This window comes from Stenotrophomonas sp. PS02301 (assembly GCF_029959485.1).
Lineage (GTDB): Bacteria > Pseudomonadota > Gammaproteobacteria > Xanthomonadales > Xanthomonadaceae > Stenotrophomonas > Stenotrophomonas maltophilia_Z.
Map to the genome: position 1 here is coordinate 50,076 of NZ_JASCOO010000007.1, position 23,666 is coordinate 73,741.

18 protein-coding genes are annotated in these 23,666 nt (G+C 64.9%); 1 reads left to right on the plus strand and 17 read right to left on the minus strand.

Translation table 11 applies throughout. The features are described from left to right. Positions 1-24 precede the first annotated feature (24 nt). The gene (locus QMX81_RS03295; protein ID WP_282258472.1) at positions 25-2,658 is read left to right on the plus strand and encodes an excinuclease ABC subunit UvrA; all 2,634 of its coding nucleotides are present in this window, start codon (positions 25-27) and stop codon (positions 2,656-2,658) included. 15 nt (positions 2,659-2,673) lie between these two features. On the opposite strand, the gene QMX81_RS03300 is transcribed toward QMX81_RS03295, so the two are convergent. From QMX81_RS03300 to QMX81_RS03380, 17 genes are all read right to left on the minus strand, one after another. Then, the gene (locus tag QMX81_RS03300) at positions 2,674-5,190 is read right to left on the minus strand and encodes a sulfite reductase flavoprotein subunit alpha (protein ID WP_282258474.1); all 2,517 of its coding nucleotides are present in this window, start codon (positions 5,188-5,190) and stop codon (positions 2,674-2,676) included. Positions 5,191-5,423: 233 nt separating this feature from the next. Next, positions 5,424-6,218, minus strand: a complete 795-nt coding sequence (locus QMX81_RS03305) for a DNA adenine methylase (RefSeq protein WP_282258476.1) — start codon at positions 6,216-6,218, stop codon at positions 5,424-5,426. Between the two features lie 142 nt (positions 6,219-6,360). Beyond that, on the minus strand, positions 6,361-7,149 hold the full coding sequence (locus QMX81_RS03310) for a hypothetical protein (protein ID WP_282258479.1): 789 nt from the start codon (positions 7,147-7,149) through the stop codon (positions 6,361-6,363). Further along, positions 7,149-9,122, minus strand: a complete 1,974-nt coding sequence (locus tag QMX81_RS03315; protein WP_282258481.1) for a hypothetical protein — start codon at positions 9,120-9,122, stop codon at positions 7,149-7,151. Before QMX81_RS03315 ends, QMX81_RS03310 begins: the two co-directional genes overlap by 1 nt. After that, positions 9,112-9,486, minus strand: coding sequence for a hypothetical protein (locus tag QMX81_RS03320; protein WP_282258483.1), 375 nt, complete (start codon positions 9,484-9,486; stop codon positions 9,112-9,114). The genes QMX81_RS03315 and QMX81_RS03320 overlap by 11 nt, the downstream gene beginning before the upstream one ends. Before the next feature lie 2 nt (positions 9,487-9,488). Continuing rightward, entirely contained in the window at positions 9,489-11,966 is a 2,478-nt protein-coding gene (locus tag QMX81_RS03325; protein ID WP_282258485.1) for a hypothetical protein, read from the minus strand. Beyond that, entirely contained in the window at positions 11,963-16,948 is a 4,986-nt protein-coding gene (locus QMX81_RS03330; RefSeq protein ID WP_282258487.1) for a tape measure protein, read from the minus strand. The genes QMX81_RS03325 and QMX81_RS03330 overlap by 4 nt, the downstream gene beginning before the upstream one ends. A 346-nt stretch (positions 16,949-17,294) precedes the next feature. Beyond that, positions 17,295-17,654 carry a hypothetical protein gene (locus tag QMX81_RS03335; protein ID WP_282258495.1) on the minus strand — a complete coding sequence of 120 codons (360 nt, stop codon included), beginning with the start codon at positions 17,652-17,654 and terminating at the stop codon, positions 17,295-17,297. A 148-nt stretch (positions 17,655-17,802) separates the two neighbouring features. Further along, on the minus strand, positions 17,803-18,780 hold the full coding sequence (locus tag QMX81_RS03340; RefSeq protein WP_282258497.1) for a hypothetical protein: 978 nt from the start codon (positions 18,778-18,780) through the stop codon (positions 17,803-17,805). 3 nt (positions 18,781-18,783) lie between these two features. Further along, complete coding sequence (locus tag QMX81_RS03345) at positions 18,784-18,942, minus strand: hypothetical protein (protein WP_282258499.1); 159 nt, start codon at positions 18,940-18,942, stop codon at positions 18,784-18,786. Next, positions 18,939-19,391 carry a hypothetical protein gene (locus QMX81_RS03350; RefSeq protein WP_282258501.1) on the minus strand — a complete coding sequence of 151 codons (453 nt, stop codon included), beginning with the start codon at positions 19,389-19,391 and terminating at the stop codon, positions 18,939-18,941. The genes QMX81_RS03345 and QMX81_RS03350 overlap by 4 nt, the downstream gene beginning before the upstream one ends. Next, positions 19,388-19,894, minus strand: coding sequence for a DUF1320 domain-containing protein (locus QMX81_RS03355; RefSeq protein ID WP_282258503.1), 507 nt, complete (start codon positions 19,892-19,894; stop codon positions 19,388-19,390). Before QMX81_RS03355 ends, QMX81_RS03350 begins: the two co-directional genes overlap by 4 nt. A gap of 3 nt (positions 19,895-19,897) precedes the next feature. Then, on the minus strand, positions 19,898-20,263 hold the full coding sequence (locus QMX81_RS03360) for a hypothetical protein (protein ID WP_282258504.1): 366 nt from the start codon (positions 20,261-20,263) through the stop codon (positions 19,898-19,900). 64 nt (positions 20,264-20,327) lie between these two features. After that, positions 20,328-21,221, minus strand: coding sequence for a Mu-like prophage major head subunit gpT family protein (locus tag QMX81_RS03365; RefSeq protein WP_282258507.1), 894 nt, complete (start codon positions 21,219-21,221; stop codon positions 20,328-20,330). A 33-nt stretch (positions 21,222-21,254) separates the two neighbouring features. Then, the gene (locus tag QMX81_RS03370) at positions 21,255-21,659 is read right to left on the minus strand and encodes a hypothetical protein (RefSeq protein ID WP_282258509.1); all 405 of its coding nucleotides are present in this window, start codon (positions 21,657-21,659) and stop codon (positions 21,255-21,257) included. A gap of 38 nt (positions 21,660-21,697) precedes the next feature. Next, positions 21,698-22,759: a phage protease gene (locus QMX81_RS03375; RefSeq protein WP_282258511.1), complete on the minus strand. Its 1,062-nt coding sequence runs from the start codon at positions 22,757-22,759 to the stop codon at positions 21,698-21,700. Positions 22,760-23,074: 315 nt separating this feature from the next. Then, a complete protein-coding gene (locus QMX81_RS03380; RefSeq protein WP_282258513.1) occupies positions 23,075-23,626 on the minus strand; it encodes a phage virion morphogenesis protein in 552 nt (183 codons plus the stop codon). Positions 23,627-23,666 lie beyond the last annotated feature (40 nt).

A 23,666-nucleotide genomic window follows, 5' to 3' on the forward strand; every position in this document is an offset into this window, starting at 1 on the left:
GCTGTGCTTCGCTATTGTTCATCTATGAACAAATCCACGCGCCGGCCGTCGCTCCCCACTGCTCCGGATGCCTTCGTGCGCGTTCGGGGCGCACGCGAACACAACCTCAAGAACGTGGATGTCGATATCCCCCGCGATGCGCTGGTGGTGTTCTCCGGCATCTCCGGCTCGGGCAAATCCTCGCTGGCGTTCGGTACGCTGTATGCCGAGGCGCAGCGGCGCTACCTGGAGTCATTGTCGCCGTATGCGCGCCGGTTGATCGATCAGGTCGGCGTGCCGGATGTGGATGCGATCGAAGGTCTCCCGCCGGCCGTGGCATTACAACAGCAGCGCGGCACCGCCAGCGTGCGTTCCAGCGTCGGCAGCGTGACCACGCTGTCCAGCCTGCTGCGGATGCTGTACTCGCGCGCAGGTACGTATCCGGCCAGACAGCCGATGCTGTATGCCGAGGATTTCTCACCGAATACACCGCAGGGCGCCTGCCCGAACTGCCATGGCCTGGGCTACGTGTATGAAGTGACCGAGCAGTCCATGGTGCCCGATCCCTCGCTGAGCATCCGCGAACGCGCCATCGCTGCGTGGCCGCCGGCGTGGCATGGACAGAACCAGCGCGACATTCTGGTCACGCTTGGCTACGACGTGGATATCCCCTGGCGCGATCTGCCCAGGAAACAGCGCGACTGGATCCTGTTCACCGAGGAGCAGCCGGTGGTGCCGGTCTACGCCGGTTTTACCCCGGCCGAAACCCGTGCCGCGCTGCGGCGCAAGGAGGAGCCGAGCTACATGGGCACCTTCAGCGGTGCCCGGCGCTATGTGCTGCACACCTTTGCGACCACGCAGAGCGCGATGATGAAGAAGCGGGTGGCGCGCTACATGATCGGCGCCGAATGTCCGGTCTGCGATGGCCGTCGATTGAAGCGCGAAGCGCTCTCGGTGACGTTTGCCGGCATGGATATCGGCACGTTGTCGCGGCTGCCGCTCAGTGCCATGGCGCAGGCGTTGCGTCCGGCGGCGGAAGGGCATTTCCAGGTAGCGGCCGCCACCGCCACACGCAGCCGCAGCGCCGGCCGCCAGGCCACGGCCAAGCGGGTGGCCGCCGGTGGCAACGCGCATGCGGGCGGCAGCGATGTGCGCCGCACGCCGGATCTTTCCGAGGAGAAACGCATCGCGGCCCAGCGCATCGCGCACGATCTGGTCGAACGGATCGGCACGCTGCAGTCGCTGGGCCTGGGCTATCTGTCGATGGACCGCGCGACCCCGACGCTGTCGCCAGGCGAACTGCAACGCCTGCGCCTGGCGACACAGATCCGCTCCAGCCTGTTCGGCGTCGTGTACGTACTGGATGAACCCACCGCCGGCCTGCATCCGGCCGATGGCGAGGCCCTGTACGACGCGCTCGCCCAGCTCAAGGCCGGCGGCAACACGTTGTTCGTGGTGGAGCATGATCTGGAAATGCTGCGCCGTGCGGACTGGCTGGTGGATGTCGGCCCGGGTGCGGGCCAGCACGGTGGCCGGGTGCTTTACAGCGGTCCGCCCGAGGGGCTGCGTACGGTGGAGGCCTCGGTCACCGCGCCGTATCTGTTCCAGAACGCTGACGGCCCGCGCCGCACGCCGCGCGCGCCGTCCGGCTGGCTGGGCCTGCAGGGCGTCCATCGCAACAATCTGCGTGGCGTGGACGCGCGCTTCCCGCTCGGCGCGTTCACGGCGGTGACCGGTGTCTCCGGCTCGGGCAAGTCCAGTCTGGTCAGCCAGGCGCTGGTTGAACTGGTCGGCGAGCATCTGGGGCAGGAGCCGGTGATCGAAGAGACCGACAGCGACCTGCCGCAGCCCAGCCGTATCGAACGCACCCGTGGCCGCTTGAACGGGGCCAAGGCGATCAAACGTCTGGTCAACGTGGATCAGAAGCCGATCGGGCGCACGCCGCGTTCCAACCTGGCCACCTACACCGGCCTGTTCGATCATGTGCGCCGTCTGTTTGCCGGCACGCGCTCGGCCAAGGCACGCCGCTACAGCGTGGGCCGTTTCTCCTTCAATGTCGCCGCCGGCCGCTGCGAGACCTGCGAAGGCGAGGGCTTCGTCCACGTCGAACTGTTGTTCATGCCCAGCGTCTACGCGCCATGCCCCACCTGCCATGGGCAGCGCTACAACGCCAAGACCCTGGAAGTGCAGTGGAACGGTCGCAACATCGCGCAGGTGCTGGCGATGACGGTGGAGGAGGCGCTGGCGTTCTTTGCCGACGAGCCGCCGGTGCAGCGGCCGCTGCAACTGCTGCGGGATATCGGCCTGGGCTATCTGCGCCTGGGCCAGCCGGCCACGGAACTGTCCGGCGGTGAGGCGCAGCGGATCAAGCTGGCGACGGAGCTGCAGCGCAGCCAGCACGGCAACAGCCTGTATGTGCTGGACGAGCCGACCACCGGCCTGCACCCGGCCGATGTGGACAAGCTGATGACGCAGCTGCACGGCCTGGTCGACGCCGGCAACACCGTGGTGGTGGTCGAGCATGACCTGCGGGTGGTGGCCGATGCGGACTGGGTGATCGATGTGGGACCGGGCGCGGGTGAGGAGGGTGGCAGGATCGTGACCGAAGGCACGCCGGCCCAGGTCAGTCGCGCCAGGCACGGCGCCACCGCGCGCTATCTGCGCCGCTGGTTTCCCTGAGCGGCGCGGCGTTGCTCAGTACACGTCGCGGCGGTAGCGTCCGTCGTTGAGCAGGGCATCGACCGCATCGTTGCCCAGCACCTCGCGCAGCACGGCATCGACACCTTCGGCCATGCCATGCAGCGAGCCGCACACGTAGAGGCTGCCGCCCAGGTCCACCCACGCACGCAGTGCGTCCGGTGCGGTGCGCAGGCGGTCCTGCACATAGCCGCCGCCGTCCGGATCGCGCGAGAACGCCAGGTCGACACGGCTGAGGTGACCCTGCGCCTGCCACGCCTCGATCTCCTCGCGGTACAGGAAGTCGTGCGCGCGGGTGCGTTCGCCGAACACCAGCCAATGCCCGCGATCGCCCTGCGCATCGGCTTCACGCAGCAGGCTGCGCAGACCCGCGATGCCGGTGCCGTTGCCGATCAGCAGCATCGGGGCGTGCTCGGGATGGCGATGGAAGCCGCTGTTGCGACGCACGCGGGCATGAATGTTGTCTGCCTCGCTGGCATGCACGCACAGCCAGCCCGAGCCCAGTCCGTGGCGGCCATCGGGCAGATCGGTCAGGCGGATCACCAACTGCACGGCACCATCGCCGGGCACCGAGGCGATCGAGTATTCGCGATGCGGCAGCGCAGGCAGTCGCGCCAGCCAGCGGGCAGCATCGGGTGCTGCAGCGGCGTCCACCGCTTCCGCTGTCTCCGGCAGCACACGCGCGGCAGCCGCCTCGACCAATGCGGTGATCCGTCCATCGACCGTCACCGGCGCCTGCGGATCCAGACCGTTGCGGGCCAGCACCGACAGCACATGCGCACGCGCGTGGCGCGGCGCCATCTCCAGGATGTCGCCGGCCTGCCAGTGGGCGTGCGCCAGCGGCCGCAGTGACACCTGCCAGATCGCCCCGGCGGCACTGCCCGGATTGAGCTGCGCGCGCGCATCCAGCGCCCAGGGGTGCAGCTCAACGGGTGCCGGCAGGGGGGTGTGATCCTCTACCCCGGTCAGCACACCCAGCTGCTGCTGCCAGTGCGCCAGCGGCACGGCGTCGGTGCGGTCCACCTCGATGCTGGCGAACAGCCGCTGCGCCCCCTGCGCCGCCAGCCAGCTGTCCACCTGCCGCGAGAAACCGCAGAAGCGTGTGTACTCGCGGTCGCCGAGCCCAAGCACGGCGTACGCCAGGCCCTGCAGCGAGGTGGACTGCGCCAACACCCGTCGCCCGAACGTACGCGCCGCATCCGGCGCTTCGCCATCGCCGAAGGTGCTGATGACGAACAACGCCTTGTCTGTGGTGGTCAGCAGTGCCGCGTCCACCTGCGCGAGCGGACGCACCTGCACCGGCAGGCCGGCCGCCTGCAACTGGGCGGCAGCGCGCCAGGCCAGCTGCTCGGCAAACCCACTCTGGCTGGCGAACGCGACCAGCCACGGCTGTCCGGTGCCGATGGCCGCGGCGAGAGGCAGGCGTGAGGCACGCACCTCGCGCTTCTTGCGGCGGCGGTCCAGGTACAACATCCAGCCGGTGATGAAAAACACCAGCATGCCCAGGCTGGACAGCATCACGATGATCCGCCCGGGCAGGCCGAAGAAGCTGCCCGAGTGCAACGCGAACACACTGACGATGATCTTGCCGCCCGCGGTCTTGCTGCGGTAAGGCTCGTAGGAGAGCAGGGCGCCTGTGGACGGATCGAGCTGGAGGATGTCCTGCGCGCGGTCGTGCGCCGTGTTGCTTCCCTGCACGCGGCCGGTCAGCGCACGGCCTGGCTTGGCCGGGAAGCGCAGGTCGATGTAACCGCGTCGCACGCCCTCCAACCCGTACAGGGTGGCCTGCACCTTGCCCAGATCCAGAGGGCCGCCGCTGGTGCGCGGCTGGTTCTGCTCGGCGGCGGGGCCGCCCAGCAATGCAGTTGCGCCCTTGCGGTACCAGTCGAACGACCACCACAGCCCGGTCAACGCGATCATCAGGTACACCAGCAGCACCCAGGTGCCGACCACTGAATGCAGACTCCACAGGAAACTGCGCCCGCTGCGCGACCACTCCACCGCCAGCCAGGTGCGCCAGTGCCACCAGCGTCGCGGCCAACGCAGGTACAGCCCCGACAGACAGAAGAACACCAGCGCGATCGCGCAGCTGCCGGTGATCAGGCTGCCCCGCTCGCCGCTGACCAGGTGGCGGTGCAGGTCTTCGACGAAGGCGAAGAAATCCAGTCCGCTCAGTTCGGTGAGCACGTTGCCGGTGTACGGATCGAAGTAGCGCCAGTTCGCCTGGCCGCCTTCGAAACGCGCCACCGACAGGCGCTGCCCGGTCGCATCCACGCGCAGCCGCTGCAACGGCTTTGGCATGTCCTGCTGCAACCGCGGCAACAGCTCGGTGAGCGCCACTGGCTGCTCGCCGGCCGCATGGCGTTGCACGACCTGCGCAAGCGCAGGATTGGCCGCGCGCATGATCTCGTCTTCAAAGGCCAGCGTGGCCCCGCTCAGGCCCATCACCGCCAGCACGGTGCCGGCAGTGATGCCCAGCAGCCAATGCAGCTGGAAAAGAAAGGTCTTCAACATGCGGGCGGTTCCGGCGGCAAGGCGAAGCGGGCCCGGCAGTGGATGAGAATGGATCTCGTCATTGTTGGGTGCAGGGCTGGGTGTAGGCGGACTCGGGGTTTGCGAAACGCGGACAGATGGTTTGAAACAAGGGCTGAGGGGCCAATCCGGCACCCCAACCCCTAGGCCCTAGCGCGCTTCAAAGGGCGCTCTAAAGCCGCTTGTCCGGCTTTCTCAGACCATTTGAACGCCCCTCACAGCAGGCTAGCCTGCCGGTCATCCCAGCTCTTGATAATCAACTCACCGAAGGGTCTGTCCCGGCCATTACCCCCGCCAATGGTGTAGTTCAGCTGGAGCGGCACCAGGTCGAAGCCGGCGAAGGCCTGCCGGATCTGGGGGTGATCGTTGATCGAAACGATCACTTTGCCCTTGCAGCTTCGCATCAGGTCGGCCATTGCCAGGTACTGATCGAACGGGAAGTCCACCCCGTAACCCTCTGTCTCCCAGTACGGCGGGTCCAGGTAGAACAACGTCTCCGGGCGGTCATACCGCTGGATGCACTCCTGCCAGGGGAGGCGCTCAATCACCACGTTGGCCAGGCGCAGGTGCACAGCGCTCAGCTCCTCCTCAATCCTCAGCAGATTGAGGCGAGGGGCGTGGCCGCCTGCCACCAAGCCGAAGCTCTGCCCCTCTACCTTGCCGCCGAAGGACAGCTTTTGGAGGTAGTAGAAGCGCGCCGCCCGCTGGATGTCGGTCAGGGTCTCAGGCCGCTCCATCGCCGCCCACTCGAACATCTGCCGGCTTACGAGGGACCACCGGAACATGCGGACGAACTCCTCCAGATGGTGCCTGACGCAGCGATACAAGGTCACAAGATCGCTGTTGATGTCATTCAGGACCTCCAGCTTCGCAGGCACGGGGCGCATGAGCAGCGCAGCCGCGCCCCCAGCAAAGGCCTCGACGTAGGTGTCGTGGGATGGGAAATGGGGATAGAGGTGCTTGATCAGTCGGCGTTTGCCGCCTGGCCAAGGAATGATCGGTAGCGTCATAGAGTCTCAGGTATTGCGAAGGGTTGTGCCTATGCTTGCCCCGCTCTCGCGAGAGCGGCAGGGCCTCGGCTTGAAACGCGTGACGCAACACGCGGTGAATGGCGGGGCCTGGCGCTTCCCGGCACCAGGCTCCGTCCTGTCTCTACTGGGGCGGTACTTCTTCGAAGACCCACTCTCCCGAGCCGTAAAGGATGCCGGCCCGGTGAGTAGCTGCACCGCTTACTGCGCGGCCGTAGAGCGCGTCCTGGTGCAGCTCACTGGGATTGTGCCAGTGCAGGGCCATCGCCACCCGCGCGCTGCCCGCAAGGCGGTGGGTGAGCCTGGCCCAATCCATGCCGCCAGCCAGTGCGCCGCCTTTTACGGCGGAGACATAGTCAGCAGTCGGCGTGGCGCGGATGCGCCGGTAAGTGCGCCGGGCCACGACATTCAGACCACCGCCCAGGGTCCTCTCGACCAGGCTGGGGTCGATTCGTTCAGCCGAGGAACCCGGTTCATGCGGTATCTCGACAGCAGGCATGGCGACGAACTCGCCAACATCGAAGCCGGCGCCCGCGCTCATCACCTCCAGCTGCAATCCAGCAAGGCCGGCAACGGCCGTGGGCAGCACCCACCAGGCGGCCCGGCTCCCATCTGGCAGCTCGGTCACGGCCTGGGTGCGAGAGCTGCCCCCAAGGTCATGAGCATAACCAACCTGGCCTTCCAGGCGGCCTGTAAGCACAAGCAGCGTTCCGGCCGGACACGTGAGACCCAGGACGCCGACAATCCGTATCGGGGCACTGCCGTCCCAGTCAATGCGAAGTCGGGCGCTTTCCGTGACGTCAGTGACACGCGCCAGGCTGGACGGCCGCCCGTCAACAAGCGCGGAAGCACCCACCATATTTGCGCCGTCGATGCTTACTCGCAGTTGTGGTTGCCCATAGCCGATGATCATCATGCCCCCCAGAAACGAATGGTGTGGTCACCCGTCACGCGATTGCTCAGCACGCTGGTAACAAGCACCTTGCGGCCGGCCTGCAGGCCGTACCTCGTATAGGTGATCCGGCCAATCTGACCGGGCCGGAACTGGAGATCCGTGCGACCGGTGATGCGACCCGCGTAGAAGCGCCGAGGCTTGCTGTACAAAGCAATCACTCGATCAAGCTCCGTCTGCGCATCCTCCCTGCGGTCAAACAGCGAAGTGACCGGCTCGGCTGTCTCAGCATGGGCGTAACACGCGGCCAGCGGACCGCCAGAGTAGGCAATCCCTCGATACGGAGAGGTCAACTGCTGACGCAACGCAGGCGGCAATTGCACCAGGTCACTGATCAAATCGCCTGCACCCAGGACCAAAGCGTTTTGCTGGTAAGCCATGCGACGGCTTAGGTTGGGCGCCAGGTCCGGCGACACCGCCAGCTCTTCAGCCAATTCGGACCAGTCCAACAGGAAATCTAGCGCGGCGTCAGCCCGGGAATCGGGATCGACAAGGCGCGAAAGCCGAAGGGTGCCATCTCCGTCCTGCCACCAATCGGCAGCGTAGCTGGGCAGAATGCGGGCCAGCGCCTCGCGCGGGGTGCTTCCGTCGCCGGCATAGAAACCGATGCCGGCGTAGCCGGTGGATACATCAATCGCTTCCGCGTCCTGGCTTGCCCATGCCGATTTCATTACCCTCCCGAAGACGTCGGCCAGCGCTGATCGCAACGTTGCGGGTCTCATCCCACTTTCTGTGGAAGCGTCGACCACCACAGGGCCAACGGGCGGGGACGCCAACGCAAGCTGCCTCCGCTCGGGAGCTAGAACGTATCCCGTGTCCGGGGCGATCAATGCGCCACGGTCCATGACCGCGCTGACGCTGGATAGAGACGAGTCGCAGAGCCATTGCTGGGTGGCATCGCTGTTGACCGCCACACCGGGGAGGCTGCGAACTGCGCCAATTACCACCGCTTGCGGCTTCCAGGCGATCCCTTCGCCCTGTGACGGGAGAAATACAGCCTGGCTGAGAGGCTCATCGAGATCGTCGTGAGCGTCCCGAAACACCAGAACCTTTGCGCCGTCGTCTTCAATTTCGATGCGGTCCAGGACATATCTTGCGACCGCCTCACTGTCGCTCAGGGTACCGCCCACGGTTGCTTGGCGCACGCGAACCGCTTGGTTCCGCGCTGACGACAGCGCGGCCCCATCCAATGAGCCGTCCGAGTCGAACACTCGCACTTGTGCAGCGCCGTTCCGTGACGCGGCCGCCCACGGCCAGAAGCTTACACTGGCCACCGTCGCCAGCCCCTCAGCACCGATAACGCCCTGGTATGAAGCGTTCGCAGGCTGATCGGAAGGGCTGGAGAGGAAATCCTCGCTGGCCAGACGCAGCTGCAATGCAGCACCGTCTCCCGCATACCAACCCGCCGCCTGGGCAGGACTTAAACCTTGCCACTGACCGGCGTTAACAACGCATCTGAGGTCGCCCACCTGGTCACCGATCAACGAAGCGGCAAAGTGGCAGCCCCCATCGAACTGCAGCTCGACGCGGGCGAGCATCGCAACCCCAAGATAGAACTCAACTGCGGCGCTCTCGCCGATACTGACCAAAACTCCAACCGCATCGTTCGCACCTGGCACCTGCAGCCCGCTCATCAGCACAACGCCATTGCGCAGGATCTGACCAGCAGCGAGACGCCAACCAACACCCGAGGTTGCCCCGACCTCTTTAGCCAGATCGGCGCCAGAAGGAAGCACTCCCAGCGTGGCCCGACGCGCCTCCGATCCCCATAGGAAGAACTCGGCACCACGGGTGCCCTGTGTGTGGAGCAGAGAGGAGATCGCAGAGGCCGATCCTCCATGCCCGGGCATGGACCGAAGGGTCAAGCCGCCATCCTCCACCAACAGGCCATCGCCGATGGGCGCTGCGGACCATCTGGCGTAATCACGGGCCATCGACCACCTCCGGCCCTGCGACGGGGACGATAGGCAATGAGGCGTCCAGGACTTCATTCTCCGCCCACACCTGCTCGGTGGCCGCCTTGATCATCGCCATCAGCTTCCAGCCCGGCTCGACCAGCCCTTCGCCCGTGAACGGGTCGGTGATGGTGTATTCGGCACCAATCAGCCCGGCAATGTCGTGCCGGATCGTTCGCTCGTACCCGCGCGTGTTGATCAGGCCGGTAGACCGGTCCCAATCCACGCGTTCAAAGTGGAACAGAACCGGCCCGGTGTTGGTCCGGAAGTCCCATTGCACATCGATGCGGGTGGCGAACATCTCCACCGCGTTGTCACCGCTCTCGGAAAGGACGAGGCTCATATTCATTGCTCCACGGAAATGATCGACAGGTTCTGGGTGATGGACTGCGAGTCGAAGTTGCCCGTCTGGTGGCTAACGGTCTGCTCAGTGAATGCCGTCACCACGGCGCGGTAGGTCACCGTCTCCAGCGAAGAGCTACTGTCGTTGACCGTGAAGGAGCCACCCCATCCGGAAATGGCGAGGTCTGGCCCGTCGGTTTCGTTTCGGATATCCACCGAGCCGGCGACATTGAGGACCTGCCACAGCACCCAGCCACCGGTGCCGATCTGCCGGAACAACTGCACCTGGGCAGTGTTCGACCCGGCCCCCGCCACAAACCCGGCCGATCCATACGCGGAGCGATGACGGGTGTGTGTGCGGCTAAAGCTGAGAGTGACCGTGCGGTTTCCGCCGTTGGTGCGGAAAGGACCGTTGATCAGCTCGGTGCCGGTCGTCTGGGTTGTGCCAGTCTGTACGGCGTTGCGCAGCACGCCGGCCGACAGGCTTCCGCCAAAGTAGGCATTCCCTTTGTTGTCGATCCAGAAGATGCCGTTGCCCTTGCTGGCGGCGTTGGGATCGGAACCGACGCCGATATACATCATCAGGTCGCCCGTGGTGCCGAACGGCTTGCCGTGCACCTGCATATACCCGCCTGACCTGGTTACCCATCGACCTGCCTCGAACGTCGTGCTGCCGGTGCCGTTGGGGTCGGTGACGTTGAAGCGATCGGCAACGACATCGAAGATGCCCTGCTCACCGTCATTTTTGGCAGTCCAACCGATCACCTTCTTGTTAACGTCCAGCAGGACGCCGGCCTTTGCTTCCAGGCGGCTCTGCCCGTTCTCTAGCTGGGTGGCCCTGGTCTCCAGTATCTGAGTGGCGCTGGCATTCAGTTGTACGGCCGTGTCATCAGTCCAGAGCGTCGGAATTTGTCCCGCCTCAAGCTTCAGGCGCCTGAAGGAATTGTTGACGTTCGTGTTCTCCCAGATCATCCGGCAAAGGAGATATGTGGTACCTGCAGGCGCAGCGATAGCGATATGACACTGCTGCCACTCCCCAACAATGCTTGAATCACTCAGGGCCGTGACCGACCCGATAAACCCGGCGGCGCTAAAGGCTCCGACTTCGAGCCGTACCGTGCCGACGTTGCTGTTCCGATAAATCTCGCCGCTAAGAACGTACACACCCTGGCCCGTCTGAACAGTCTGGGAGCTGGCCGTGCCACCTGAAAGGGGCGGGCCGTACATGTAGTTCCCGAATCGAGGCTCGTTAGCGATACCGAGACCGCCCGGCTGGGTCCAATAGGTGAACCCGCGAGCGAACGAGGAATCTTTCAGCATGTTCGCCCCGCCCGCCAGCTTCGAGGTCACCTGGAGAAGCGCGGTGCCTTGCGAGTCCACGCGCCCATTAACCTGGTCGACCTTCGACTGGAGCAACTGAACAGTGCCGGTTTCTGCTTTCCCGGCCATCTGCGCGTTGGTACTTTCGATGCGCTGACCGAGTACTTCGTCGCGCCACGCGCTTGCCTGGTCAATGGCGGTAACCCGCGCTGCCGACGCTGCGGCTTCCCCGGAGGCCGGCATCCGCGCCTCCACCGAACCGAGACGCTGGCCGACGGCAGATACAGCATCTGCTCGCGCTTGCGATTCCGCCGCGACGCTGGCTTGGCTTGCAATGGCTCCTGCACCAGCAGGCATACGCACAACAAGCGCATCTACCCGGCTAGCCTGGGTCTGGATGTCGCTGGCGTTGCGGCTGGCCATGCGGATCGACGCAGCAAGCGCATCCCCTACCGAGGTGTAATCACCGATTGCCTCCCAGATCGCGGGGGCCGAGCCTGGCTGGACGCCGATATTCGGCGCGAGCGCTCGATAGAGCAGGCCTCCGTGACGTGAGAAGTCGCCTGCTGGATAGTTGCGCTCGGCACTCCATTCATCGGCGCCAACGATGTCTTCCAGAATTCCATTCAGCGCCGAGACCTGAGCATCCGTGTATTGACGAGCCGATCCAACGGCCTCATTCACTGCGGCAACGTCACCCTGTTGTTGGGCGAGGATCGCGTCGGTGATCGCCTGGTTCAAAGCCTCGCTGATCTGGAATATTTCTTCCTTGGTCGGCGGCACCACCGGTGCCATTGGGATGACCTCCGAGTCACCTGAAGAGATCCCATTGATCTCCGCCGTCACCTTCCACCACGAAACAACGCCGGCGGCTTCGGTATACGTGTATCGGGTTTCCGTGGTCCTTGTCACATATTTAAACGGGCCTGGACCACCGTTAAAGTCAGCTGCGCGCCAGACGACATAGGTCACTCCTTCGCCGGACGACGCCCACGTGATCGTAACGCTGTCGGTGGCGGGCGACACGCCAACGTCGCTGACGGGCGGGATCACGACCGGCACAGCGGCCGGCGGAACCCATGCGTAGCGGCTTCGGGCTACAGGCGTTGCAGCAGGAAGCTGGTCATAGCCGACGTCTATAAGAATGATGGGCCGGCTCATTTCAGCAGCTCTGCGTTCGCGTTCATCTTTACCAGTCGAGAAATGCCACTGTTCACCTGCAGGAGCACGTCGAGAACCGCTGTATCGCCACTCCCCACGCCGGGCTGGCTGGGCGGCGTCCCAGTTGCGCCGGCCACAGCAGGGACAGTGGCTGAACCCGCCGCCGTCGGCACCCCGTCGACCATTACTGACACCATTTCCTGGGCGATCCGCTTCGGAAGGTCATAGAGGATCTCGGCGAGGTCGGAGATGTTCGTCTGTTGCGCCTTCAGGTACTCAGTCAGCTCATCCGTGGACAGGCCGAGATCCGACGCCAGCTCCTCGGCGGTCATGCCCGTTACGCTCCTGAGCAACTCGAAGGGATCACCGCCGCGAACGCCGCCCAGATCTGCCACACCCTGAGCTATACGCTGGGCACGCTCCAGGCGTGCGGCAGCTTCCTGCTGGGCCTGCAGGGCCTCACGCTTTTCGTAGAGCTGCTGCAGGGACGCATTACTGCCATCCGCACCCAGACGCTTGGCCAACTCCATCACGGCGGCATAGTCGGCCTGGTAGCCCGCACCGCTGGCGTTGAGCTGGCGGCTCACTTCCAGGAACTGCTGCGCGTAGGTGGCGAAGCTGTCTAGGTTTCCGGCGGCGGCGGCGCTCTCCATCAGGTCGGAGGCGGTGGCACGCTTCTGCGCGTCGGTATCCGGCGACAGGGTGTCGCTCAGCTTCAGCGAGTTGATGAAGTCGGCGATCTTGCTACTCGCGCCATCGGCCGAGCCGCCGAGGCGCTCGATCTGATCGTTGATGCGGTTGAGGGCGAGGTCGGCCAGCTCGGACTCCAGCGATCGCGCCAGGGCGTCCGCCTTCAGCCGGGCGGCCTGGCGCACGGTGGCCAGATCCTGTTCGCGGGCGGAAAGCCCGTTCAGTGCTTTCGCCTGGTCCTGAAGGGTGCGGATGCGCTCCCGCTCTTCTTGACGAACCGCCAGCAGCGACTTGGCGAAGCCGCTGAAGCCGTCCGTGGAGATCTCCTGCTGAGCAGACGCCACCACGCTGCCGTAGGAAGACGCGGCGGTGGCCACTGCCTTGACCTGTTCCTCCATCGTGGAACCGGCAGCCTTGGCCATGCTCTGGAACATACTGGTGGTCCGCTTGACCAGGTCAACCTCTTGCGAGTTGAGCGCACGGCCCAAGTCCCCGGCATTGCCGGTCGTCAGCTCGATCGCGGCGGCGAGGCTGTACATCACGTCGCTGGCCTCGAAGCCCTTGCCGAGGAACTGATTGAAGCCCAGCATCGCTATGCCACTGCCCATCAGATTGGAGACAGCGCCAGAGATGAGCTGCTCCAGTTGGGCCTGCGCCTTTTCTGGATCTGCATCGAGCTGGACCTTGCCCAGGTCGACACGAACGTTTTTCAGCTGGGTGCTGATGTCGACACCGAGCTGGTTGGCCAGGCCCACGACGCCAGCGCGGGCGCTGTTGAGTGCGGAGCCGAAGGCATCCGTCACCGAGCTGTCGATCTGCCCGTATTCGGTCCACTTCTTGTCGCTACGGAACAGGCCGCCTTTGGCCTTGATGTCTGCATAGGTTTGGCCGGACAGCCCGTCGAAGCCATAGGAACCGACAATGCCCTGGCCTTGGATCTGAGGCTTCTTGCGACCGAACAGCGCGGAGTGGATCGACGAACCCGACAGGATGGACGCTGCCTTGGCGTTGAGGCCCAGTTTGCGCGCCATATCGTCCACATGGCCCACCGCGCCCAGGGTAGCCACCTTGCCCGCCCAGCTCTCGCCATTCTTGATGTCCCAGCCCTGATCGAACAGTTCGGCGTTCTTCATCATGGCGGCCACGACCCAGCCGATGATCGGCACGGCCATCGACGCGGTGGACGCAGCGCCGGCACCGCCGGCAGCGGAGCCGCTGCCAATGAAGCCGCCGACGTTGTTACCGAAGCCCATCATCGAGCCAGCGCTTGCGGCCGAGTTCATCCAGCCATTGCCGGCTGCCATAGCGTTGGTGCCAGTCATGTTCTTGCCGCCGCCGATCAGCCTGGCCAGGCTCGACATCCACCCCTGACCGCCGCTGCCACCGCTGTTGCCGTTGCCACCGAAGAAACCGCCGAGTTGGCTCAGCCAGTTGCCGCTGGAAGTGCCGGTTGAAGCGCCAGAGAAGGCCCCTGTAATGGCGTTTGTGAGCGCTTCCTGGAACGGGCGCACCAGGTTCTGCTCCAGCATCGTGCGCATGATGTCCCGCCACCCACGCTTGAAGATGTCCTTCAGGCGGTCAAAGAAGCTCTCGGACTCATCCAGGCTGTTGCTGAAGGTGTCAGCCAGGAGGTCGGCAACATCGGCAACACCCCGCGTGCCGACGTTGGCCCACTCTTCGAGGTTGGCCGTCTGCTGCTCAACCTGGATGGACACGTCTGCCCATGCCCGCGCCTGCGCCAGGAGCCGCTTGGTCATGTCGGCGCTGATGCCGGCACCAGCTTCATTGGCCTCGTTGATGGCCCGGCGCATGTCCTGCTCGTTCTGCAGCTGGCGGCTATAGCGCTCGCGCTCAGTGCCGGCAACCTGCAGGAGGCGGATCTCACCGCTCAGCGTGTCCAGGAGCGCCTGGGGCGCAGCCTGCTGCGTCCGCAGCTCGGCCTTGCGCTTCTGTTCGATGCGCTCGGCCTCTGCGGCCAGGGCGTTGTACGCGGCCTGGGTGATGTTGTGCTTCTTCAGTTCGGCGTCCAGCTCAGACACGCGCTGGGTCCGCTGGGTTTCTGCCACGGCCAACGGCCCGGCCACCTCTGCGGCGGCACGCGCTGCCTCGGCCGTGTAGCGCCGCTGGGATTCCAGCTGCTGGTCGCGCAGTCGCTTGGCCTCATCCCCGGTGCGCTTTGCTTCGGCCTCGGCCTTAGACACCGCCTGGGTAGCCTTCGCCTGCTTGTCCAGGGACAAGGTCAGCTCGATGACCTGTTCATTCTTGGCGCGGCGCGCCTGGTAATCATCACTGGTCGGGTCCAGCCCTTGAGCCGCCGCGTTCTTGATGAATTCCGCCCGCATGCGCGCGGCCTTGCCTTGGCTCGCCTCAATGAGCTGCAGCTGCAGCGCGCCAATCTGCTTGTCCAGGCCCTCATCAATGGTGGCCAGGGCACTCTTGATCGCCGCGGCTGACGCGGTCGCGGCCGCGCCGGCCTGTTCGAAGCCCTTTCCGGCCAAGCGGGCAGCAGCATCCACGCCGAACAGCTTCTGGATCAGCGGCTGATACAGGTCCATATTCTGCTGCATGGTCAGGCCCTGATTGGCCTGGCGTCGCACCAGCTCTTCCACCGACTTACGCTGCGCATCAGTGGCGTCGGTGACCCCGGCCGCCTGCAGGATGTAGCTGGTTGATTTGCCAATCACATCGTCGTAGCGGGTCGTCAGCTGCTGCAGGCGCACCTCGGCCGATTTGATCGCATCGGCCGCACTGGTCATCTCCTTATCGAAGCCGTAGGGCAGCGCCCGGTCGCGGGCCTGGAATGACCGCGCCGAGTTGGACAGCTCCTCGTAGCGATCGCGCAGCTTTCCGATCTCCTTCTCGGCTGCCTTGATCGTGTCAAGGGAGCCAGACAGCTCGGCAAACGACGTGTTGGCTGTCTGCTCATTGAAGCCTTCGAGCGTCTTGATCGACGACTGGAAGCCAGCGGTGACGGTTTTAGATAGCTCTTTTGCCTCCTGCTCGCTATTTCGGACCCACATCACGAACAGCGACAACGCTGTGATGGCCAGGCCGACAGGTCCGCCGAATGCGCTCATTGCCATGTTGAGTCCACGCACCGCCGCAGCCTTGGCAGTCAGCGAAATCGATGCTGCTTGAGTTGCGGCAGCGGTTCGCGCTTGAGCATTCGCGAACGCCAACTCAGCCGCAGCAAGACCTCCTGCAGCTGCAACGCCGGAGCGGGCCATAGCGACGCGGAACTGCGCCTGATGCTCAGCTGCTGTCGCAGCGGCCAGCTCCTGTCGAGCCAGTTCCCGGCTTGCAACTGCGGCGGCGACCTTCGATGCGGTGGCTGCGACCAGGCCTGCAACCAAACGGCCACCGAACGCAACTGCCAGCACCCCGGCAATCTGATCGATCTGCTCCATGTTTCTGGCGAGGAACGCGATGCTCTCTGCCAGGCCACTGCCGGCACCCAGTTCCTGGGAAGCCTCGCCGACGTATTTGGTGACGCTGTTGCGGAGCTGCACCATTGCGCGCTCGACCGTCAACGGCATCTGGTTAAACTCGGCCTGGATGGTGGAGGACTGGCTCTCCAGCGCCTTCACCAGCTTGTCGACGCTGACTTGCCCATCGTTGACCTGCTTACGCAGCTCACCCATGCCAACACCCATACCATCTGCCAGCGCCTGGGCGAGCCTCGGCGAGTTTTCGATGACAGAGTTGAACTCTTCCGCGCGCAGCACGCCGCCAGCGAGTGCCTGGGTAAGCTGGGTGATCGTGTTGGAAGCGGCCACCGCGCTCGCGCCGGAGACGGTGAACGTCTGGTTGATCGTCTCGGCCAATGCAAGCTGTCGCTGCTGGCTGACTCCGTACTCTGCCGTGGACTGCGCCAGGCGGGCGTACAGCGTGGTCGTGGTCTCCATCAGCGTGGAGGTTCGCTGGGAGACGGCAAACACCTCTGCCGAGGCAGCGGCGTAGGACTTTTGATCGGCCGTGGCCAGCTTCAGCCGACCTGAGATGTTGGCGTACTGGTCTGACATCGAGACCAGCGCTGTGACGGACTGGGATGCCAGGTAGCCGACTGCTGCCGTCCGGGCGGCAGTGAGCGCCGAGGTCATTGCGCCGACCTTGCCCGCTGCCGTCCCGGATGCGGCTCCCATGCTGGCGATACCCGCACCGCCACGCTGAGCCTGCTGGCCGGTCGCTTGGGCGGTGTCGCCCAGGCGCTTCACCTCTGCACTGGAGGTGCGGACGGTGGGCAGCAGCTGGCTATTGTCGGCAGTGAGCCGAAGGGTGACGGTGGGGTTCACTGGGGCACCTATGAGGCTTCGGAGCGGGCGTCTCTCGTTGCCTGGATCAGGACGTCGACGCGGTAGAGCAAATCGGGGAGTGCGGCGCGGCGTATTCCCAGCAGACAAGTCGCTGCGCGGATCTCTGTCGCCTCGATCCCGTCGTAGACCGGCGCGTGGAACCCCGTGATCCATCTCGGTCGGCAGCGCCTGAATACTTGGACCGCATCCCAGTTCTCTTCCAGGACGGTGACCACTTCATCAGCTTCGGCGGCGTTGCCGCCGTCACGCAGGAAGTCCGTCGCACTGACGGCCTCATCGGGTTCATGGCTCCGATGAGAGCCGCCAGTACGGGGACCCTTCCCAATCAGCGCCCGCGCGACGGCTTCGAGTTTTTTACGCGGGCTTCCACGAACTGCGCGAAGTAGGACTGGACGATGGCCGGCTGCAGGAAGGTCGACCAGGTGCCCTCATAGACCTGGGCCAGTGCCTCTTCACCCACAAGCGGGTTTCCATCGGCATCGCCGAGGCCGGTCACCGACTGCAGAATTTCTTTGAGGTACTCCGCATCGCCGGTCTCCCGCTCCTGCAGGTCCTTCAGCCGCTGCTTGGAGAGGATCTTGACCTGACAGTCGATCGTGCCTTCGTTGAAGACAGTGGGATTGTCGGTCGGAATGCTCAGGCGTACCTGCATTGCAACCGTGTCGGATTTCGAGAGACGCAGCATTGTTTGAGTCCTTGGGAAGTGGTGTTCAAAGCCCGTTTGAACGGGACAAGACCACTTTGCCCACGGACGCTGCCCAGTCGGGACTAACAAGCGTCATTGAAAAAAAAGCCCCGCACTTGGCGGGGCTTGTTGGGGGCAGTGTAGCGGCTTACGGCGCGGCGTCGCCGAACTCGATGTAGAACTCGTCGCCACCGGCATCGCTGGCCACGCAGGGGCCGGACAGCTCCCAGCCGTAGTCGCCATCGATGTCCGTCTCGTTCACCGTCTCGATCTGGCCGCGAATGCCCAGCTCGCTATACAGCTTGGACTTCTCGGTCAGGCGCAGCGCCACCTGGATGATCGTGGCGGCGTCACGAACCTGCCACGGGTTGAAGTCCGCCAAGGCCGTCTTGGCAATGCGCGCCGTCCAGGTGGGCGCACGATCAGTAATGCCGGTTTCCTTGTGGGAGGTGTACTCCTTCGGCGTGATGGTGTTGGCCACGTCGACCGAAAGGGACTTCGCCCAGCACACCAGGCCGGCACCGCCGGGCACCGTGATCGTAGTGACGGTGTTGTCCGCCCTGGCCACGGTCGGCACGGTGGTCGGCAGCGAGATCTCCGGCAGGGCATCCTCACCGATGGTCTCGTAGTCGCCCTGGATGCGGACATTGCCCTTGAAGCGATCGCCGACCGCGAGGATCAAGCTGGTGACGTTGTGGCGGGCCGCGCTGACGTTCTTGACGGTGCCGGCATGCCAGAACTTGGCGTCGCTGAGGGCGACATTGGAGCTGATCGGATTGAAGCGGGTTGTCTTCGCGGCGGCGTCTTTGACGACGGTCATGCCGGCCGGGAGCAGCAGGATGCCGCAGTCCGCGTCGCTTTCGTCGGCCGCACCAGGTGCGGTCGGCGGGTAAAGCTCGAACTCACCTTCGATGAAGGCGCGCTTTGCGCCGACTGCGAACGGCTGACCAGTAAGGAAAGGACGGTCGATGGGACGCTCGATCTTGTCGAACTCCGTCCCGCTGGTGCCGTTGAAGAGCAGCACGCCATTGCTCGCGGCGGTGGGCACGACCGGCACGCTGGCACTGGCGCGCAGAGCGAGCGCCAGGCCGCGTCGTTTGAAAGATTCCAGGGTGGGCTGGGCCACGGTTCACTCCTTGGTGGGTTGCGGGTTCTGGCGCGGCGGACGCGCCGGCTTGACGGGGACTGCTGCTGGCGATTGCTTGGCGGGAGCCTCGGTCTCGTTGACCAGGCGGCCGTCGATGACGCGCCAGGCACCACCAGCGGTAGGGGTAAGTTTGTGGGTCATGGCGATACCTTCTGTTGCATGCGGTAGGACGTGCCGAATACCTGCTGGGTGGTGAGGAAGCCGGCGTCGAACCGCTCATCCCGGCCGGCCTGGAACGTCAGCCCCTCAAACTCATCGACAGGCGTCCAGCCCAGCAGGGCCGCTCGCACTGCCGGCACCACCGCTTGATCCATCTGGTCGCGAGCGCCAGTACCGGCCGCCTGACCGGAGTAGTTGCGAACCATGAGGACAACGCGCAGCGTGACGTCGACGTCCTGGACGTAGAGCGGCCCGGTGTACTTGGGCTTACGCCCCAGTTCGGCCGAAGTAACGAAAGCGACGCAGTCCAGCGTGGGCTTCTGCTCCAGGGCCGTCTGCAGGTCTGCCGCAGAGCCGACATCGAGCAGCACGGGTGCCCGAGCGCGGAGCCGCTCGATCACGTTGATGACGGGGTACGGCCCGACTGTCACGGGCGGCGATCCCGACCGAACACTTTGTTGCCAGGGTGGAAGATGAAGTCGCCCATGCTGGCAGTTCCGGTGGTGGGGTCGTTCGCGCCCAGGTGGAACTTGCTCTCGGAGATGAGCTGCAGGAACCGCAGGGCGTCCCGGTAGTCGCGGGCGATGGGGTCGCTTCGCTCATCGGAAATGCGGTCGCCGTGAAGCTGGTAACGGGTGATGGCCCGCGCCCAGGTGGACAGCATCGGATTGGATTCCACCAGGGGAAGCGGATAGCGCTTTGACAGATAGCCGTCCATGACCGCGCTCGCCTGGGTGACCGCTTCCTGGATGCGTGCCGCCGCCGCATCGGCCCGGACGATCTCAGCGGGCGCATATGCGCTACGGTCACCCCCACGCAGGGTGGCGTCCATCAGCTCGGCTGCGACGGGGCGCTGCCCCTTGTCGGTGGCCACCTGTGCCAGTTCGAGCGCACCGGGGAGTTCGGCCAGCTGCGTGAGGGTGACGTAGCTCATCGATCAGCTCTCCGGGACCAGGTGCGCTTCGATCTGGCCGACGCGATCCGCCGGGGCCAAGGCGGCCCATGCGGCGTCATCCAGCTCGGCCGCTGCCTTAGCCTTCCCTTCGGCTTCGGTCCAGGACGTCTTGCCTGCGGCGTTCTTGGTTGCGGCCTTCTGGCGTGCGATCGCCAGCTCATCCGGGGTCTTGTCCTGTTTGGCGGCCACGTCCTGGACGATCAGCTCGGGATCGCCCTTGATGGCGTCGAGTTGACCTTTCTTCAGCTCGGACACGTCGATGACTTCGCCCTGACGGGTGAAATGCCTGCCGGCACGCCAGCGACCACGGTCATGGCGCGACTTCACGTTGATTTCTTCGTTGGCCACTGGCCACTCCTTGTTGATGTTGAGCGGGAAGCCGGTGCCCGGAGGCACCGGCTATGGCTGTGGGTTACAGCAGCCAGGCCGAGTCCAGCGCGTCGACAACGCCCTTCATGACGTTGTCAGTGCCCGAGATCTGGTTGGCCGTCAGGATCTCTGCCGCCTTGAACTTCAGGGCGGGCACGACCACCAACAGGTCGGGGATCAGGCCCAGCGGGCGGCCGTGATCGCCAGTGCGGCTGGTAAACGCGGTGTATGCCGCCTGGACGTTCTCGGCAGTCAGCGGCTTGTTGCTGGCATAAGCCATCTGCCAGAACCCGAAGCCCACGTTGCGGCGGCAATCGGTGCCGTAGCGGAACTCCTTCTTCGAGAACACGGCCTCATCCGTTTCCGTGTCCATCGACACGAAGTTCGGGTCCTTGCGGTTCTGGAAGATGATCGGCTTGATCGCTCGCTTGGTGCTCAGCAAGTACCAGTACGGGCCGTTGCCGCCCGAATCGATGTTGCTCTGGACGACGGTCTTGCCTTCGGCGTTGATCACCGGGTGGTCAGTGTCGAAGAAGTTCTGGCCGTCGTAGCAGGCGGTGCTGATGCCGTTCTTCAGCAGGCCGAAGGTCAGCTCATCGGGCTGCGCACCCACGGATTCACCCATGTTCTGCATGAGCGGGGTGTAGATGCCGATGTTGTCATCTTCGATGTCGTCGCGGTCCACGCCGACGGTCAGCTCGAACGGCTCATTCTTGATGGCGTAGCCGTGGTTCATGATGCCGTGGATGACGCGATCACCGACCCACTTGCGCATGCCGGGCAGCTTGCCCAGCCAGCCGTACTCGTTGGATTTGGTCGTGGAGGGCACCACCGACGCGACGCGCTGGTACTGGGAGGGGGCCTGGCCGAGGCCCTGGGTGAAGGCTGCGTTGAACGCGATGCCGAGCGTATTGAGATTGCCGCGAGTAACTTGCATGTGGGTTTCCTGTCGAAGGGAGTTGGGGCGGGATCAGCCGACCAGGACCCAGACGCCGGCAGCGTCCACGTCGATAATCTTGCCGGCGACCTTGCGGGCGGCACTGTTGTCGGTCTTGGCTACCGTCTGGTCATCGACCACGAAGGCGTTGGAGCCGATGTCGGCGCGAGTGATGAGATCGGCCGCTGCGCTGTTCGCGAAGTGGAAGGCCTGGCCACGCCAGGTATCAACCTGATTGGTGCCGTCGCCGACAACGTCATGCTGGGAAACGCCCACCGCGTCCCCAGCGCCGGGCGTACCTGCCGGCACAGCGTTGCCATTGGCGGTGAGCAGGGCCACCAGGGTTCCCGCCCAGATCTTCTGGCCGCTGTTGATGAGATGGCCGACGCGGTGGGCGTCGCGACGGGTGGTATTGCGGCCTTGGGTGGCTGCGGTCATTTCGGTGTCCTTGTATAGAGGCAGGAAAGCGCGTGCCGTCAGGCAGCGGCGGGCTTGGCGGCCGCGAAGTCCTTCGGGGTAATACCGGTCATCGAGCAGACGGCCAGTTCGCCCTCACTGAGGCCGTGGCTCTCCTTGCCCAGGGCGTCATCCGGCTTCTTGCCATTCGTCTGGGTGCTGCTGAGCGCCGCGATGGGTGCAGCCTTCTCCAGGTATGCGCTCAGGGCCGCGAGGTTCGACTTGCCCAAGGAGGTGGCCCAGTCTTTGAGCGCCGGGTTGATGCGCCCGTCAGCCAACCCTTCATCCACCAGGGCGGTGACCTTGTCATTCGTCCGCTCGGCGCTCAGGGCCGCGATCTGGCCGCGCAGGTCGTCCACCGCACTGACCGGCACGAACTTGGCGGGGTCAGGCTCAGATGCCTTTGCCTTGGCCTTCAGGGCGCTGCATGCGGCCACAGCGCCTGCCTCTTCCACGCCCAGCTCGGCGGTCACACCCTTGAGCGTGGCCAGCTGCGTCGTCAGGTTGCTGCAGGCTGCGATGGCCTGCTTTTCGGTGGTGGATTCGGGCAGGCCCAGGGCGGCCAGCAAGGCAGTAAGCAAGGGGTTCATCGGGGTGTCCTCGGTTTCGTTGTGGAACGCGAAGGTGGCGGCGGCACGCAAGGACAGCGCCTGCATGTCATCGATCGCGGGGGTGTTGGTGATGGCGGCCATCTCGATCGTCAGTACCTCGCCGGTCTTCTCATCGAAGCGGAAGACCGGCGAGACGTAGCGGTATTCCTTGGCGTCGATCGCAGCTGCCGCTCGGGGCGTCGGCTCGGTAATGGCCCAGAGGCCAGAACCCTCGCGCCATTGCAGCGCACGCATCCAGGCAGCGGCCGGCGCAGGCTGCCCGTTGGTTTCCTTGTGGAGGGTTTGATGCTCGTAATCGACGACGGGCGGCGTCTTCTTGGCGTTGAATCGAGCGATGACGCGCTCGGCGACCGCTGCGTCGATGTACCAAGCCGGTACGAGCATTTCCCGGCCATCGTTCGGCCGGAACTCGCCTGCAGGCGTCAGCTGCATCTCGATGGTTCCATCGTCGGCAGCCTTCAGCGGCAGCATGAAGCTGCAGGCGGCGACCGCGACGGTCGAAGGGACGTTGATCTGGGTGGGCTTGTTCATCCCGGCCAGATTGGCCGGTTGACGCCAGGAGCCGGGACTAACATGCGTCAGTGAAAAGCGCGGGAGGAGCTACACCTCGACCGCAGGCCAAACTGTACACGTTCTGCGAAAAAAACGGCCCCGAAGGAAACGCGGGCTTCACGCCTACCCCCGATGGCGTTTGAAAGGCGTTTAAATCGCCCCACACCCCCATCGCGGGGGCGGGCACGGACGGTGGCCGCGCTCAGGGGGCCACAGGGGGCCTGTGGGGGCGTTTTAGGCCGGCCCCAGATTTGACGGGTCGGCATCCAGTTCTAGCCATGCGACGGCGAGCTGCTCGATGGCGTCGCCGTCCTCCTCGCTGACCCCCATGAAGGGGCGCGCAGGCAATCCAGGATGGTTGACCTTACGGACGAAGGCTGGGCCTTCCTTGCCCGACTTGCTGGTGCGCATCTGCATGCCCGGCCAGTACAGCGCTTTTCCGTTCTTCGCCTCGATCACGTAGGGCGGCGTGCCTTCCTGGTGCCATCGAGCCTGTTTGGAGTCGGCTCGGATTTCGACCCAGTCCACGCCGGACAGCGGGTGGATACCGTCCCGCGTGCGGCGCGTGTCATTGAGCGGCGTCCGCCCGGAGCCATCTGCCAATGGCTGCCAGGCGATCCCGTCCGGCCCCACCCCCGTATCAAAGCGAGCCTGGGTGCTTTCGGTCAGGTCTTCGCCGATCTGGGCCATCAGCCCCGAAAGGTCGGACCCTCGCCGCACCAGGTTCCCGAACCAGCGCTCGGCCTGGTCGGTGTCCAGGTGCAGAATCAGCGGCTCATTGGCCATGATATTCTCCGGGTACGGACCAGGGACCAGCCGCCCCTGG